This window comes from Pseudomonas tremae, from assembly GCF_023278125.1.
GTDB classification, from domain to species: Bacteria; Pseudomonadota; Gammaproteobacteria; order Pseudomonadales; family Pseudomonadaceae; genus Aquipseudomonas; species Aquipseudomonas tremae.
Map to the genome: position 1 here is coordinate 407,410 of NZ_CP066270.1, position 14,128 is coordinate 421,537.

13 protein-coding genes are annotated in these 14,128 nt (G+C 59.6%); 9 read left to right on the forward strand and 4 right to left on the reverse strand.

Annotated elements, in window-relative coordinates:
* Positions 1–89 precede the first annotated feature (89 nt).
* Complete coding sequence (polA, locus tag I9H09_RS01765; protein ID WP_024669165.1) at positions 90–2,855, reverse strand: DNA polymerase I; 2,766 nt, start codon at positions 2,853–2,855, stop codon at positions 90–92.
* A gap of 74 nt (positions 2,856–2,929) precedes the next feature.
* Here polA and I9H09_RS01770 point away from each other — a divergent pair, with 74 nt between their 5' ends.
* Both I9H09_RS01770 and I9H09_RS01775 read left to right on the forward strand, forming a co-directional pair.
* A complete protein-coding gene (locus I9H09_RS01770; protein WP_024669166.1) occupies positions 2,930–3,217 on the forward strand; it encodes a DUF2782 domain-containing protein in 288 nt (95 codons plus the stop codon).
* A 37-nt stretch (positions 3,218–3,254) separates the two neighbouring features.
* A complete protein-coding gene (locus I9H09_RS01775; protein ID WP_005887984.1) occupies positions 3,255–4,205 on the forward strand; it encodes a homoserine kinase in 951 nt (316 codons plus the stop codon).
* Between the two features lie 289 nt (positions 4,206–4,494).
* Here the strand turns inward: I9H09_RS01775 and znuA are convergent, their stop codons facing one another.
* Entirely contained in the window at positions 4,495–5,430 is a 936-nt protein-coding gene (znuA, locus tag I9H09_RS01780) for a zinc ABC transporter substrate-binding protein ZnuA (RefSeq protein ID WP_122311273.1), read from the reverse strand.
* 67 nt (positions 5,431–5,497) lie between these two features.
* On the opposite strand from znuA, the gene I9H09_RS01785 reads away from it, so the two are divergent.
* Genes I9H09_RS01785 through I9H09_RS01800 form a run of 4 tightly spaced genes read left to right on the forward strand, consistent with a single transcriptional unit; the run spans position 5,498 to position 8,304 of the window.
* Positions 5,498–5,980, forward strand: coding sequence for a Fur family transcriptional regulator (locus I9H09_RS01785; protein ID WP_005887988.1), 483 nt, complete (start codon positions 5,498–5,500; stop codon positions 5,978–5,980).
* Positions 5,980–6,768, forward strand: a complete 789-nt coding sequence (gene znuC, locus I9H09_RS01790; protein WP_024669169.1) for a zinc ABC transporter ATP-binding protein ZnuC — start codon at positions 5,980–5,982, stop codon at positions 6,766–6,768. The genes I9H09_RS01785 and znuC overlap by 1 nt, the downstream gene beginning before the upstream one ends.
* Positions 6,761–7,549 (forward strand): zinc ABC transporter permease subunit ZnuB, encoded by a 789-nt coding sequence (znuB, locus tag I9H09_RS01795; protein ID WP_005887992.1) that lies wholly within the window; start codon positions 6,761–6,763, stop codon positions 7,547–7,549. The genes znuC and znuB overlap by 8 nt, the downstream gene beginning before the upstream one ends.
* A gap of 38 nt (positions 7,550–7,587) precedes the next feature.
* Positions 7,588–8,304, forward strand: a complete 717-nt coding sequence (locus I9H09_RS01800; protein ID WP_122311269.1) for a PA5502 family lipoprotein — start codon at positions 7,588–7,590, stop codon at positions 8,302–8,304.
* Between the two features lie 182 nt (positions 8,305–8,486).
* Here I9H09_RS01800 and katE read toward each other — a convergent pair whose 3' ends face one another.
* On the reverse strand, positions 8,487–10,637 hold the full coding sequence (katE, locus tag I9H09_RS01805) for a catalase HPII (RefSeq protein WP_053931662.1): 2,151 nt from the start codon (positions 10,635–10,637) through the stop codon (positions 8,487–8,489).
* 311 nt (positions 10,638–10,948) lie between these two features.
* Here katE and I9H09_RS01810 point away from each other — a divergent pair, with 311 nt between their 5' ends.
* The 3 genes from I9H09_RS01810 to I9H09_RS01820 are packed head-to-tail and all read left to right on the forward strand — an operon-like array spanning position 10,949 to position 13,456.
* Positions 10,949–11,956 carry a methionine ABC transporter ATP-binding protein gene (locus tag I9H09_RS01810; protein WP_024669171.1) on the forward strand — a complete coding sequence of 336 codons (1,008 nt, stop codon included), beginning with the start codon at positions 10,949–10,951 and terminating at the stop codon, positions 11,954–11,956.
* A complete protein-coding gene (locus I9H09_RS01815; protein ID WP_005888000.1) occupies positions 11,956–12,630 on the forward strand; it encodes a methionine ABC transporter permease in 675 nt (224 codons plus the stop codon). The genes I9H09_RS01810 and I9H09_RS01815 overlap by 1 nt, the downstream gene beginning before the upstream one ends.
* Before the next feature lie 52 nt (positions 12,631–12,682).
* Positions 12,683–13,456: a MetQ/NlpA family ABC transporter substrate-binding protein gene (locus I9H09_RS01820; RefSeq protein ID WP_005888002.1), complete on the forward strand. Its 774-nt coding sequence runs from the start codon at positions 12,683–12,685 to the stop codon at positions 13,454–13,456.
* 33 nt (positions 13,457–13,489) lie between these two features.
* Here I9H09_RS01820 and I9H09_RS01825 read toward each other — a convergent pair whose 3' ends face one another.
* Complete coding sequence (locus I9H09_RS01825) at positions 13,490–14,122, reverse strand: SCO family protein (RefSeq protein WP_122347284.1); 633 nt, start codon at positions 14,120–14,122, stop codon at positions 13,490–13,492.
* Between the last annotated feature and the right edge of the window lie 6 nt (positions 14,123–14,128).

The window sequence follows — 14,128 nt, forward strand, 5'->3', positions numbered from 1 at the left end:
TCTGCAAAAGGTTAAGTTCCAGCAGTGAAGAAAAGTTCACATTTCCTTCAGGGTTTGACGAACCTTCTTACAGGTTCGTCTTTTCAGGCTCAATGTGCCTCGTCCCAATTGTTGCCGACACCCACTTCCACCAGCAGCGGAACGGCCAATTCTGCTGCACCGCTCATGTGCGGACGGATCTGCTCGCTGATCTGATCGACCAGGTCTTCGCGAACCTCCAGTACCAGTTCGTCGTGGACCTGCAGAATGACCCGCGCATCCAGGCCGGACTCTTCCAGCCAGCCATTCACCGCCACCATCGCCTTTTTGATGATGTCTGCCGCCGTGCCCTGCATCGGCGCGTTGATTGCCATGCGCTCTGCGCCTTTGCGCAGGGACGGGTTCTTGGCGTTGATGTCCGGCAGGTAAAGGCGACGACCAAAGATGGTTTCGACAAAACCCTGCTCGGCAGCCTGGGCGCGAGTGCGCTCCATGTAATCCAGCACGCCAGGGTAGCGGGCGAAATAGCGGTCTACATAGGCTTGTGACTGCTTGCGGTCCACACCTATCTGCTTGGCCAGGCCGAACGCGCTCATGCCATAGATCAGGCCGAAGTTGATCGCCTTGGCGCTGCGGCGCATGTCATGGGTGACGCCTTCCAGTTCGACACCGAAGACTTCCGCCGCTGTCGCCCGGTGAACGTCCAGGTCGTTGCGGAACGCATGCAGCAGGCCTTCGTCCCTGGCCAGGTGCGCCATGATCCGCAGTTCGATCTGCGAATAGTCCGCTGCCAGCAGCTTATAACCCTTCGGCGCCACGAATGCCTGTCGGATACGACGCCCTTCGGCGGTACGAATCGGGATGTTCTGCAGGTTCGGGTCGCTGGAGGACAGGCGTCCGGTCACGGCCACTGCCTGATGATAGGACGTATGAACACGGCCTGTACGCGGGTTGATCTGCTCGGGCAGGCGATCTGTGTAAGTGCTTTTCAGTTTGCTCATTGAGCGGTACTGCATCAGTACCTTGGGCAGCGGGAAGTCCTGCTCGGCCAGTTCGGACAGCACGGCCTCGGCAGTAGAAGGCTGGCCGGTCGCCGTTTTGCTCAGGATCGGCATGCCGAGTTTCTCATAGAGAATCACGCCAAGCTGCTTGGGCGAGCCCAGGTTGAATTCTTCACCGGCAATCGCGAAGGCTTCGCGCTCCAGTGCGGTCATCTTGTCGCCCAGTTCGACGCTCTGGATGCCCAGCAGGTTTGCATCAACCAGCGCGCCCTGGCGCTCGATACGGGCCAGCACGGGCACCAGCGGCATCTCGATGTCGCTCAGTACCGGCTGCAGGGTCGGGATCGCTGCCAGGCGCGTTTCGAATACTTCATGCAGGCGCAGCGTCAGGTCGGCCTCTTCAGCGGCATAGTTGCCAGCCTGCTCGATGGCAATCTGGTCGAAGGTCAGCTGCTTGGCGCCCTTGCCAGCGATGTCCTGAAAGTTGACCGGTGTGTGCGTGAGGTACTTGGCTACCAGGCTGTCGCGATCATGGCGGGTCGCGGTGGAGTCCAGCACGTAGGATTCCAGAATGGTGTCGAACCGCACACCTTGCAAATCGATGCCATGAGCCTGATCGCCGCCGATCGCGCAGTTGGCGAGCAGGTTGATGGCGAACTTGGCGTGCTGACCGACCTTGGTCTTGTCCGGGTCTTCGAGCAGCGGCTTGAGCGCCTTGAGCACGGTGTCCCGATCCAGCTGCTGCGGAACGCCCATGTACGAGTGGGTCAGTGGGATATAAGCCGCTTTGTGGGTCTGTATGGCAAAAGACAGGCCGACCAGCTGCGCGCGCTGGGCGTCGGTGCCGTTGCTCTGCGTCACGAAGGCGAACAGCGGAGCAGCCTGAAGCTTTTTCAGCCAGGCATCGAAACGGTCCTGCTCGAGGATGACTTCGTATGCGGCTTCTTTAGCCGCCACGGTGGGCTCTTCGACCACAAGTTCCTGCCCGGCACGCTTGGCGTCGCGCTGCAGGTCTTCGATCCAGCTCTTGAATTCCAGCTCGGCGTACAGCTCCATCAGCGTGTCGCGGTCGGGCTCGCCGCAATGCAGCTGGTCCAGCTCGATGTCCAGCGGCACGTCGATCTTGATGGTCGCCAGCTCGTAGGACAGGAAGGCCATCTCACGGTGTTCTTCGAGTTTGGCGGCGAGGGTCTTGGCGCCTCTGATTGGCAGGGTCGCGACCTTCTCGAGGTTGTCGTAAAGCTCCTTTATCCCGCCACCGACGCCGACCAACAGGCCGACTGCGGTTTTTTCACCGACCCCGGGCACGCCGGGGATGTTATCGACCTTGTCGCCCATCAGCGCCAGGTAATCGATGATGTGTTCCGGGCCGACGCCGAACTTCTCCTTCACGCCGGCCACGTCCAGCACGCTGCCGGTCATGGTATTGACCAGCGTGATATGCCCGTCGACCAGCTGCGCCATGTCCTTGTCGCCGGTGGAAATGACTACCGGGCGATCCGCCGCCGCGCTGCTGCGCGCCAGGGTGCCGATCACGTCATCCGCTTCGACGCCTTCGACGCATAGAAAGGGATAGCCCATGCCTTTGACGCAGGCATGCAGCAGATCGACCTGCACACGCAGGTCGTCCGGCATGCTGGGACGGTTGGCTTTGTAGTCGGTGTACAGCGCGTCCCGGAAAGTCCCGCCCTTGGCATCGAAGACCACGGCCAGCGGGCTTTCGGGGTACTGGCGGCGCAGGCTCTTGAGCATGTTCAGCACGCCCTTGACGGCGCCGGTCGGCAACCCTTTGGACGTGGTCAGGGGAGGCAGTGCGTGGAAGGCGCGGTAGAGGTAGGACGAACCGTCCACCAGGACGAGCGGCGCTTGGGTCATGAGCAGAATCAACCTTTTCGGCGGGGTCGGCGCTAGAATGCACGGACCATTGACGACAAAGGGACAAGGTTATCATGTGCAAGGTAAATCGACTGTTATTGACCGGCCTGTTGGCGCTTTGCCCTTTGCTTGCCGTGGCAGCGGAAGATCCGCCGTCGGCAGCGCCGGACGTTACCATTCGCACCGACGGCGACAGAACCATCAAGGAATATCGCCAGAACGGCTTCCTGTATGCGGTGAAGATCACCCCGAAGCACGGCAAACCCTATTTTCTGGTGCGCGCCGATGGTACAAGCCCTAACTTCATTCGTTCGGACCAACCGGATATGCTGATCCCTCAGTGGGAAATATTCAGCTGGTAGCACCCTTACATTCACTTTAATTGTTGGCAGTCCTGATATGTCCGTTTTTACCCCACTGGCTCGGCCCGAGCTGGAAACATTTCTCGCCCATTACGGGCTCGGCCGTTTGCTTGACTATCAGGGCATTGCTGCCGGTAGTGAAAACACCAATTACTTCATCAGCCTGGAGCAGGGCGAATTCGTCCTGACACTGGTCGAGCGCGGTCCTGTCCAGGAAATGCCGTTCTTCATCGAGCTGCTCGACGTGTTGCACGATGCCAGCTTGCCGGTGCCCTACGCTTTGCGTACCACTGACGGTCAGGCCCTGCGCGAGCTGGCGAACAAGCCTGCTCTTTTGCAGCCGCGCTTGCCGGGCAAGCATATCAGCGAGCCCAATACCCAGCATTGCGTACAGATCGGCGAACTGCTGGCCAATCTGCATCTGGCGACCCGCGAGCAGATTCTGGAGCGCAAGACCGATCGAGGTCTGGAGTGGATGCTTAGCGAAGGCCGCAATTTCCTGTCGCACCTGGGGGATGCCCAGCGCACGTTGCTGGAAACCAGCCTTCAGGAAATCGAAGACCTCAAGCCGCAGATCATGGCACTGCCGCGCGCCAACCTGCATGCCGACCTGTTTCGCGACAATGTATTGTTTGAAGGGACGCACCTGACCGGGCTGATCGACTTTTACAACGCCTGTTCGGGGCCGATGCTCTATGACCTGGCGATCGCGCTCAACGACTGGTGCTCACGCGAAAACGGCCAGCTCGACGCGGTCCGGGCGCGCGCCTTGTTAGGCGCCTATGCCGGCTTGCGTTCGTTCACTGCTGCGGAATCAAAGCTTTGGCCAACCATGTTGCGCATAGCTTGCGTGCGTTTCTGGCTGTCACGTTTGATCGCTGCCGAGACATTCGCCGGGCAGGATGTGCTGATCCACGACCCTGCGGAGTTCGAGCGCCGCCTGGCTGAGCGCCAGACGCCACACATCGCTTTGCCGTTTGCGCTCTGACTGACGTCCAGGCAACTGAATGATCGTCCCCACGCCCCGCCTGCTCGCGAAGACGGTGTGTGAGTCGATGTATTTTCGTCGATTACACAGTCCCCTTCGCGAACAAGTTCGCTCCCGCAATGCCCTGTGAGCAACTTGTGGGAGCGGACTTGTCCGCGAATAGGGCAGTACATTCACTGCATTTTCTGTGTCTGGCTATCGCCTTCGCGAGCAAGCGAAGCGTTGCCCGGCTCGCTCCCACGACCTCCGGCCAGAATCGGAGGCGCACGATGCGCCTCACATCAAGCCTTCAAAGACTGCTCAGGCAGCCCGCCAGATCATTCGCCAGCTTTTCCAGCACCTGCTCGTAACCCTGTGCAGTGGCCGGGGTGTAGCCGCCCAGCCCGTCGAGTTCCGCCAGCTTGACCGGCAGGCCTGCGCTCAGGGTTTCGGCCAAGCGTGGGCGCAGCGGCGGTTCGCTGAATACGCAGGTCTTGCCCACCGCCTTCAGGCGCTCGCGCATGGCGGCGACGTGCTGTGCGCCGGGCTGGATCTCGGCTGCGATGGCGAACACGCCCGCGTGCTTGAGCCCGTACGCTTCTTCGAAATAGTCGAATGCCTCGTGGAAAACGAAGTAAGGCTTGCCTGCAACAGCACTCACGCGACCCTTTATGCGGGCGTCCAGCGCATCGAGACGCTTGCTGAACGCTTCGGCGTTGCTGGTGTAGCGAGCCGCATTGGCCGGGTCTGCAGCGCTCAGGTCAGCAGCCATCTTCGCTGCGATGACCCGCGCGTTTACTGTCGACAGCCATAGGTGCGAGTCGAGACTGCCAGGTCGGTGATCGTGGTCATGCTCGTCTGCATCGTGATCATGATCGTGATCATCGTGAGAAGCGTTGTCTTCACCAAAGTGGCGCAAGTGCATGCCTGGTAGCGATTGCACGGCTACCGAAGGCAACTTGCGGCCCTGAAGCACGCGCGGCAGGAAGGTTTCCATGTCCGGGCCGATCCAGTAGAGCAAATCGACTTCCCCGACGCGCCGTACGTCGGACGGGCGCAGAGCGTAGTTATGCGGTGATGCTCCGGGCGGCAACAGCACCTCCGGCTTGCCGACACCGTCCTGCACAGCCGCTGCAATCAGCTGCAATGGCTTGATACTGGTCAGTACTCTGACCTCGGCCTGAGCAGGAGCAACGATCAGCAGGCTGACCCACAAAACAGCAAGTAGATTGAAAAGACGACGCACGCGAATCACTCATATAAGTCAGGAACAGGTAACATAATAACGTCTCTAGCCAATATCGTCGCTGCTCATGCCCAATACCCCCCTGGCCAGTCGCCCCCATGATCATTCCCACTGCGTTCATTCGGCGCTCGCCGAAGCCGACGCTTTGTGCATAAAGCAGGGGCTGCGCCTGACTACATTGCGCCGTCGCGTGCTGGAACTGGTGTGGCAAAGCCACAAGCCACTGGGTGCCTACGACATCCTGGCGGTTCTCAGTGAAGAAGACGGTCGCCGCGCTGCACCGCCTACGGTTTATCGCGCGCTGGATTTCCTGCTCGAGAATGGTCTGGTCCATCGTATTGCCTCGCTCAACGCCTTCACCGGCTGCAATCACCCGACGCACGCGCATCAGGGCCAGTTCCTGATCTGCCGTGTTTGCCATGCCGCTATCGAGTTGCAACATCCCGCGATCAGCAATGCCGTGGTCGACGCGGCTGCCGGCGTGGGCTTCGCGGTTGAAGGCCAGACGGTCGAGATCGTCGGCGTATGCTCCGGCTGCAAGGCCGCCTGATGACAGATGCATTGATACGTCTGGAGCAGATTGCCGTCACGCTGTCCGGGCAAGTGGTGCTGGACAACATCCAGCTCAGCGTGCGCCCCGGTGAAATCGTCACCTTGATCGGCCCCAATGGCGCAGGCAAGACCACGCTGGTGCGCGCCGTTCTGGGGTTGCTCAAGCCCGATTCGGGCACGGTCTGGCGCAAACCGAAGTTGCGTGTCGGTTACATGCCGCAAAAGCTGCACGTCGATCAGACCCTGCCACTGTCGGTGCTGCGCTTCCTGAGGCTGGTGCCCGGTGTGAGTCGTGCTGCCGCACAGTCGGCGCTCGAAGAAGTCGGTGCCGAGAAAGTCATCGACAGTCCCTTGCAGGGCATTTCCGGTGGTGAGATGCAGCGCGTCTTGCTGGCCCGCGCCCTGTTGCGCGAGCCGGAGCTGCTGGTGCTCGACGAACCCGTGCAGGGTGTCGATGTGGCCGGGCAGGCCGAGCTGTACAGCCTTATCACCCGGCTGCGCGATCGCCACCGGTGCGGTGTTCTGATGGTGTCCCACGACCTGCATCTGGTCATGAGCACGACCGATCAGGTGGTGTGTCTGAACCGCCATGTATGCTGCTCCGGTCATCCCGAACAGGTCAGTCATGATCCGGCGTTCGTTGAATTGTTCGGCAAGAATGCGCAAAGCCTGGCGATCTATCACCATCATCACGACCACGCTCATGACTTGCATGGTGCGGTGGTGACTGACGCCGCTACGCACCCCCACACTCACGTTCATGGAGACAACTGCAAGCATGGCTGATTTTCTACTGTATGCCTTGCTCGCAGGCGTTGCCCTCGCTGTAGTTGCTGGTCCGCTCGGGTCTTTTGTGGTCTGGCGGCGCATGGCGTACTTCGGCGACACACTGTCCCACGCCGCGTTGCTCGGCGTGGCGCTTGGCTTTTTGCTGGACATCAGCCCGACCATCGCAGTGACATTCGGTTGCCTGTTGCTGGCAGTGGTGCTGGTGACGCTGCAACAACGCCAGCCGCTGGCGTCGGACACATTGCTGGGTATTCTGGCGCCGAGCACCCTGTCGCTCGGGCTGGTGGTGCTCAGCTTCATGCATGAAGTGCGCATCGACCTCATGGCCTACCTGTTCGGTGATTTGCTGGCGATCAGCCCTGATGACCTGGCCTGGATCCTGGGCGGCAGTGCGCTGGTGCTGGTGCTGATCGTTGCGCTGTGGCGACCGCTGTTGGCGATAACCGTGCACGAGGAACTGGCACGTGTCGAAGGCCTGCCTGTCGCCGCACTGCGCATGGCGCTGATGCTGTTGATTGCTGTGGTGATCGCGGTCGCGATGAAAATCGTCGGGGTCTTGCTGATTACCTCGCTGTTGATCATTCCGGCAGCTGCGGCACAACGTCACGCCCGCTCACCGGAACAGATGGCATTGGGCGCAAGCGTGCTGGGCGTGATTGCAGTGTGTGTCGGGCTGTCATTATCATGGTTCAAGGACACCCCGGCAGGACCGTCTATAGTGGTATCCGCTGCGGCGTTGTTCTTGCTCAGCTTTGTTCTACCCAGGCGAGCGGTGTAGACTTGCTCGTTTTTTGCGCAAACTAGAGAATCGCAGGAATGAAGCCGCTCGCCCCACGCTATCTGCTGCTGGTCGCATTTTCCATCCTGTTGGGTGCCTGTCAGAGCGCGCCTGATGCCGAGACGCCTGCGTCCGATGTTCAGCCTGATGCCTTTGCGCAACTGGAACAGAACATCGCCAGCAACGAGCTGGCGACCGCAGAGGATCAGCTCGCTACGTTGCAGGCTGCCAATGCTTCGGACATCCGTCTTGAGCCTTTTCAGCGCCGTCTGGCCGAGGCATACCTGAGTCGCAGCCAGATCAGCCTGCAAAAGGGCGACATGAACGCAGCGGCCAGTGCGCTGAGCCGCGCCCGAGCATTGATGCCCAAGGCGCCGGCGCTGACCAGCGGAGTCAACGGCGCTATTGCCCATGCGCGCAAGGCAGAGCTGGAGAAAGCCGAAGCGGATTTGAAAGAGGCTGAAGCCCGAAGAGTGGCCAAGCTTGTCGATCCGTCTGCAGAAAGTACGATGATTGACCTGAAAATCGGCGATATGCGCGCACTGCGCCGACAGCTGGACGACATCGCGGCAGATACCGTGGCGTTCAATTGTGATGTGCTGTTAGTGGTGCCACGCACCGAAGATTACCCGTGGCTGGCTACATTGCTGACCAAGCGGGTGGTCAAGGCCAATCCGGATTTTGAGCTGCAATTGCGCCGGGAAATCGAGCGCAATGAAAAAGCGCACATTATTCTGACACCTGCCAAGTCCTGACCTGCTGTTTCAAAAGCGGACTTTCAGGCACTTATCGTTCCTCACGCTCCGCGCGGAAATACCGTGCGTGACGCTGTGCATGGCAAATCTGCGTCCATACTCAAGATCGGACGCAGACCATCCAGAAAAGCGTCCCCACGCTGGAGCGTGGGGACGCTAATCTAGCCACTCAGGCGTTTAGATCAAGCCGGAACAGCCTTGGCTTTCACTTCACGATCCCATACGCGGTGTTGTGCCATCGCATCGAAGAAGGTTTCGAACGACTTGCTGTCGGACACAACCAGCAGTCCTGCGTCTTCTTCCAGTCTCAGCAAGCTCAACAGATCCTTGGCTTCCCCGGCAACGGAGATGGCCTTGAGGTGCTTGTAGGCTTCCAGGATGAAGTGCAGCGCCACGCCATCGGTGCTAAGGGCTTTTACCGAGCCCGCGCCGCCTGGTACGAATACCGCGTCGAATGCTACCGAAGGCAGGCCTTCCGCCGAAGCGTCCACTGGCAGGCTCTTGCCGTCAGCAGTCTTCACCGGTGCGGAAGTCGGACCAAGTACTTTGGCGTGTGCGCCCTTGGCAGTCAGCGCGGCTTTCATGGCTTCGACCGCTTTGCCGTCTACGCCATTGGCCACGAGGATGGCAACTTTGCGCGAAACGATATCGCCAGACAGCAGGTTGACCTGACTTAGCGCCGGCGATTCTTTCACCGAGGTCGAACGTGCAGGCACGGTTCCGGCTGTTGGTGCCGGCAGGCCCAGGTTGGCTGCCACTCGGCTGGCCAGTTCCAGGTCGATGTTGGCCAGAATCTCGTTGACCTGACGGGCACGGATGTACTCGCGCTCGACCTTGCCCAACTCGAAGCTGTAGGCCGCGATGATGTGCTCTTTCTCGTGGTGGCTCATGCTCTGGAAGAACAGGGTGGCCTGAGAGAAGTGATCGCCGAACGACTCGCTGCGCTCACGTACCTTGTGCGCTTCGACGCGCTCAGGGTAAGTCTCGAAACCACCGTCCACTGCGGCCGCTGGCGTTTCTTTCGGCCAGCCGCCATCGATCGAGTTCGGCTCGTAGGAAGCGCGGCCCTTGTCGATGGTGGTGCGATGCTGGGCGTCGCGCTGACCGTTATGGTTCGGTGCAATCGGACGGTTGATCGGGATCTCGTGGAAGTTCGGACCACCGAGGCGGCTGATCTGCGTGTCAGTGTAGGAAAACAGTCGACCTTGCAGCAGCGGATCGTTGGAGAAGTCGATGCCTGGCACGATATGGCCCGGGCAGAAGGCGACCTGTTCAGTCTCGGCGAAATAGTTGTCCGGGTTACGGTTGAGCACCATTTTGCCCAGCGGGGTAACCGGCACCAGCTCTTCCGGGATGATCTTGGTCGGATCAAGCAGGTCGAAGTCGAACTTGTGTTCGTCTTCCTCGGCGACGATCTGCACGCCCAGTTCCCACTCTGGGTAGTCGCCCATTTCAATGGACTCCCACAGGTCGCGGCGGTGGAAATCGGTGTCCTTGCCGGCTAGCTTCTGTGCTTCGTCCCAGACCAGCGAGCACACGCCGAACTTGGGCTTCCAGTGGAATTTGACGAAGGTGGATTTGCCTTCGGTATTGATCATGCGGAACGTGTGGATACCAAAACCCTGCATGGTGCGCAGGCTTTTCGGGATGGCACGGTCAGACATGGTCCACAGCACCATGTGTGCGGATTCCGGCACCAGCGACACGAAGTCCCAGAAGGTGTCGTGCGCCGAACCACCGGTAGGGATTTCATTGTGCGGTTCTGGTTTTACCGCATGCACGAAGTCAGGGAACTTGATCGCGTCCTGAATGAAGAAGATCGGCATGTTGTTGCCCACCAGATCGAAGTTGCCTTCGTCGGTGTAGAACTTGACTGCAAAGCCACGCACGTCACGCACGGTATCGCCCGAGCCACGGGGGCCCTGAACGGTCGAGAAACGTGCGAAAACCGGGGTCTTCTTGCCCGGATCACGCAGGAAGCCTGCTTTACTCAGTGCGCCCTGGTCTTCGTACGTCTGAAAGTAGCCATGGGCTGCGGTGCCGCGGGCGTGGACGATACGCTCCGGGATGCGCTCGTGGTCAAAGTGCGTGATTTTTTCACGCATGATGAAGTCTTCGAGAAGCGAAGGGCCGCGACTGCCGACTTTCAGGGTGTTCTGGTTGTCGGCGATCTTGACGCCGTGGTTGGTGCGCAGCGCCTGGCTGGTCGCGTCCGAACGGAACTGCTCAAGGCTCTCGAGCTTGGCGTTGGTGTTGCCCCGATCCAGTGTGTCGGTGCCTGCCATTTCGCTTTTGGGTGTAGGGGTAATGGGCGGATTTTTCTCGCTAGCCATCAGAAACAACTCCTTATCTGGACCCAATCGTTGAGTTGGGTTCGCTGATTACGACTTCCCTGATGCAAGCGGGAAATCACGGTATCGAGAAAGTGACAGGTGCAGGAAACAGCCGTTCAGTTCAATTGAGCGCGTTTAGTACCAACGGTCGCGTTATGCCCAATACACAGACCCGCTTGCAAATAAATGCTAAGCACAGCGGGCAGGACAGGCTAAAATGCGCGCCCGGCTCAATCTGGCCGAGGTAACGAAGCAGGTGGAGCATGATCCACTGCGCTGATTTTTTAACGCGCCCCCACAAGGTTCGCTCCGTGATCGAGTTTCATAACGTCCACAAAACCTATCGGGTGGCAGGCAAGGAAATACCGGCCTTGCACCCCACCAGCCTGCGCGTCGACGACGGCCAGGTATTCGGCATCATTGGCCATTCAGGTGCTGGCAAAAGCACCCTGCTGCGCCTGATCAACCGGCTCGAAACCCCTAGCGGCGGGCAGATCGTGGTTGATGGCGAAGACGTCACGGCACTCGATGCCAATGGCCTGCGCCGCTTTCGGCAGCAAGTCGGGATGATCTTCCAGCACTTCAATCTGCTGGCCTCCAAAACCGTAGCCGACAACGTTGCGATGCCCCTGACCCTGGCGGGCGACATGCCGCGCAAGCAGATCGATCAGCGCGTGGCCGAGTTGCTTGAGCGGGTCGGGCTGTCCGATCACGCTAAAAAGTACCCGGCTCAATTGTCTGGCGGTCAGAAGCAGCGCGTCGGCATTGCTCGCGCCCTGGCGACCAAACCCAAGATCCTGCTGTGCGACGAAGCCACCAGCGCGCTGGACCCGCAGACCACTGCGTCGGTCCTGCAACTGCTGGCCGAGATCAATCGCGAACTGAAACTGACCATCGTGCTCATCACCCATGAAATGGACGTGATTCGTCGCGTCTGTGATCAGGTGGCGGTCATGGACGCAGGCGTCATCGTCGAGCAGGGCAGGGTGGCGGATGTGTTCTTGCATCCGCAGCACTCGACCACCAGGCGTTTTGTGCAGGAAGACGACCAGATCGATGAAAACGAACAGCGTGACGACTTCGCTCATGTAGAGGGCCGAATCGTGCGCCTGACCTTCCAGGGCGAGGCAACCTACGCGCCGCTGCTGGGCACCGTAGCGCGTGAAACCGGTGTCGACTATAGCATCCTGGCCGGTCGTATCGATCGCATCAAGGACACCCCTTACGGCCAACTCACGCTGGCGATCACCGGTGGCGACATGGACGCTGCCTTCGCGCGGTTCACCGCTGCCGATGTCCATATGGAGGTGCTGCGCTGATGGACGCTTTTCTGAACCTGTTTTCCAACGTCGACTGGTACGAGATATGGGTCGCCACCGGCGACACCATGATCATGCTCGTTGTGTCGCTGGGCTTCACCGTCCTCTTAGGCCTGCCGCTGGGCGTATTGATGTTTCTGACGTCGCCTCGTCAGTTGCTGGAACACAAACAGCTGTACGCCACCGTCGGCCTGATCGTGAATATGCTGCGTGCGTTGCCGTTCATCATTCTGCTGATCGTGATGATGCCGCTGACTGAAATCATCACCGGCACATCGCTGGGTATTCTGGGCACGTTGCCGCCGCTGATAGCAGGCGCCACGCCGTTTTTTGCGCGTCTGGTAGAAACCGCGTTGCGTGAAGTGGACCGCGGCATCATCGAAGCCACTCAGGCTATGGGCGCCACCACCCGGCAGATCATTCTCAAGGCGCTGCTGCCAGAAGCGCGGCCCGGCATTCTGGCGGCGATCACCGTGACCGCCATTGCGCTGGTGTCTTTCACCGCGATGGCAGGTGCGGTTGGCGCTGGCGGGCTTGGTGACCTGGCTATTCGTTACGGTTATCAGCGTTTCCAGAACGATGTGATGTTTGTGACGGTCGTATTGTTGCTGGTGCTGGTGCAGATACTGCAAACCATCGGCGACAGGCTGGTTGCGCACTTTACGCACCGCTGATCGAATCAGTTGGCATCGGCCCGTTACGTGCGGGCCTCAAAGGAGTTGTTGCATGAAAAAACTATTGGCCGTACTGGCCGCTGTTACTGCCTTGTCCGCGCAGGCCAACGAAACCCTGACCGTGGCTGCTTCGGCCGTGCCGCATGCCGAAATCCTCGAGTTCGTGAAACCGACGCTCGCCAAAGAGGGCGTAGACCTGCAGATCAAGGTATTCAACGATTACATCCAGCCGAACGTACAGGTTTCGCAAAATCGTATGGACGCCAACTTCTTCCAGCACCAGCCGTATCTGGACGAGTACAACAAGGGCAAGAATGCCGATCTGGTGGCTGTGGCCAAGGTTCACATCGAACCTTTCGGCGCGTATTCGGACAAGATCAAGTCCCTCGCAGACCTGCCAAGCGGTGCCAACGTCGCGTTGCCTAATGATGCCACCAACGAAGGTCGTGCATTGTTGCTGCTCGCCAAGGCGGGTTTGATTACGCTGAAAGACCCTACCAACATCCTGTCCAAGCCTTCTGATGTGGTCAACAACTCGAAAGACCTGAAATTCCGCGAGCTGGAAGCCGCTACGCTGCCGCGTGTGCTGACTCAAGTCGATCTGGCGCTGATCAACACCAACTATGCGCTGACGGCCGGGCTTGACCCAACCAAGGACGCGCTGATCCTCGAAAATGGCGATTCGCCTTACGCGAATATTCTGGTAGCCCGTCCGGACAACAAGGACTCGGACGCCATGAAAAAGCTGGCCGCCGCTCTGCAAAGCCCGGAAGTCAAAACATTCCTCGCCGAGAAGTATAAAGGCGCTGTGATTCCGGCGTTTTGATCTGAACTGATCGCGGCTGGAGATTCGGACGCTTTAACCCTTCTCCAGCAACCCCGGAAGCTGCTTCACCAGTTTTCGGGTATTCAGCGGGGCGCGAATAAAGCCTCGCTGGGTGCCGTCCGGGCCGATCAGGGCCAGGTTGCCACTGTGGTCGACAAAGTAGTTCGGTTTGCTGGTATCGGCGGGTATGAACGGAATGCTCACGCTGTTGGCCAGTTTCTGGATGTCGGCCACCGGCCCGGTCAAGCCGACGTAGTGCGTGTCGAAATAGCCCAGATATTGTTTGAGCTGCTGCGGGGTATCGCGGGCGGGATCGACACTGACCAGCACCACACGCATTCGCTTGACGGTTGCTTCAGGCAGCTCGCTGCGAATCTGCTTTATCTGCGCCAGGGTCGTCGGGCAGATATCCGGGCAGAAGGTGTAGCCGAAAAACATCAATGTCCACATGTCTTTCAGCTCATCAAGGGGCATGGCAGCGCCGTTCTGGTCGATCATGCTCAGCGCTGGCAGTTGCCGGCTTTTCGGTAGCAGAACAATACCTGCGTCATTGAGCGCTGCCTGGCTGGCTGGTCCGTCATCGGGCAGCAAGCGGCTGACGATCAGCCCCAGAATGAGCGCAACCAGCGCGGCAACGATAAAAACGGTCTTCTGGGTTCTGGTCATGGCTTT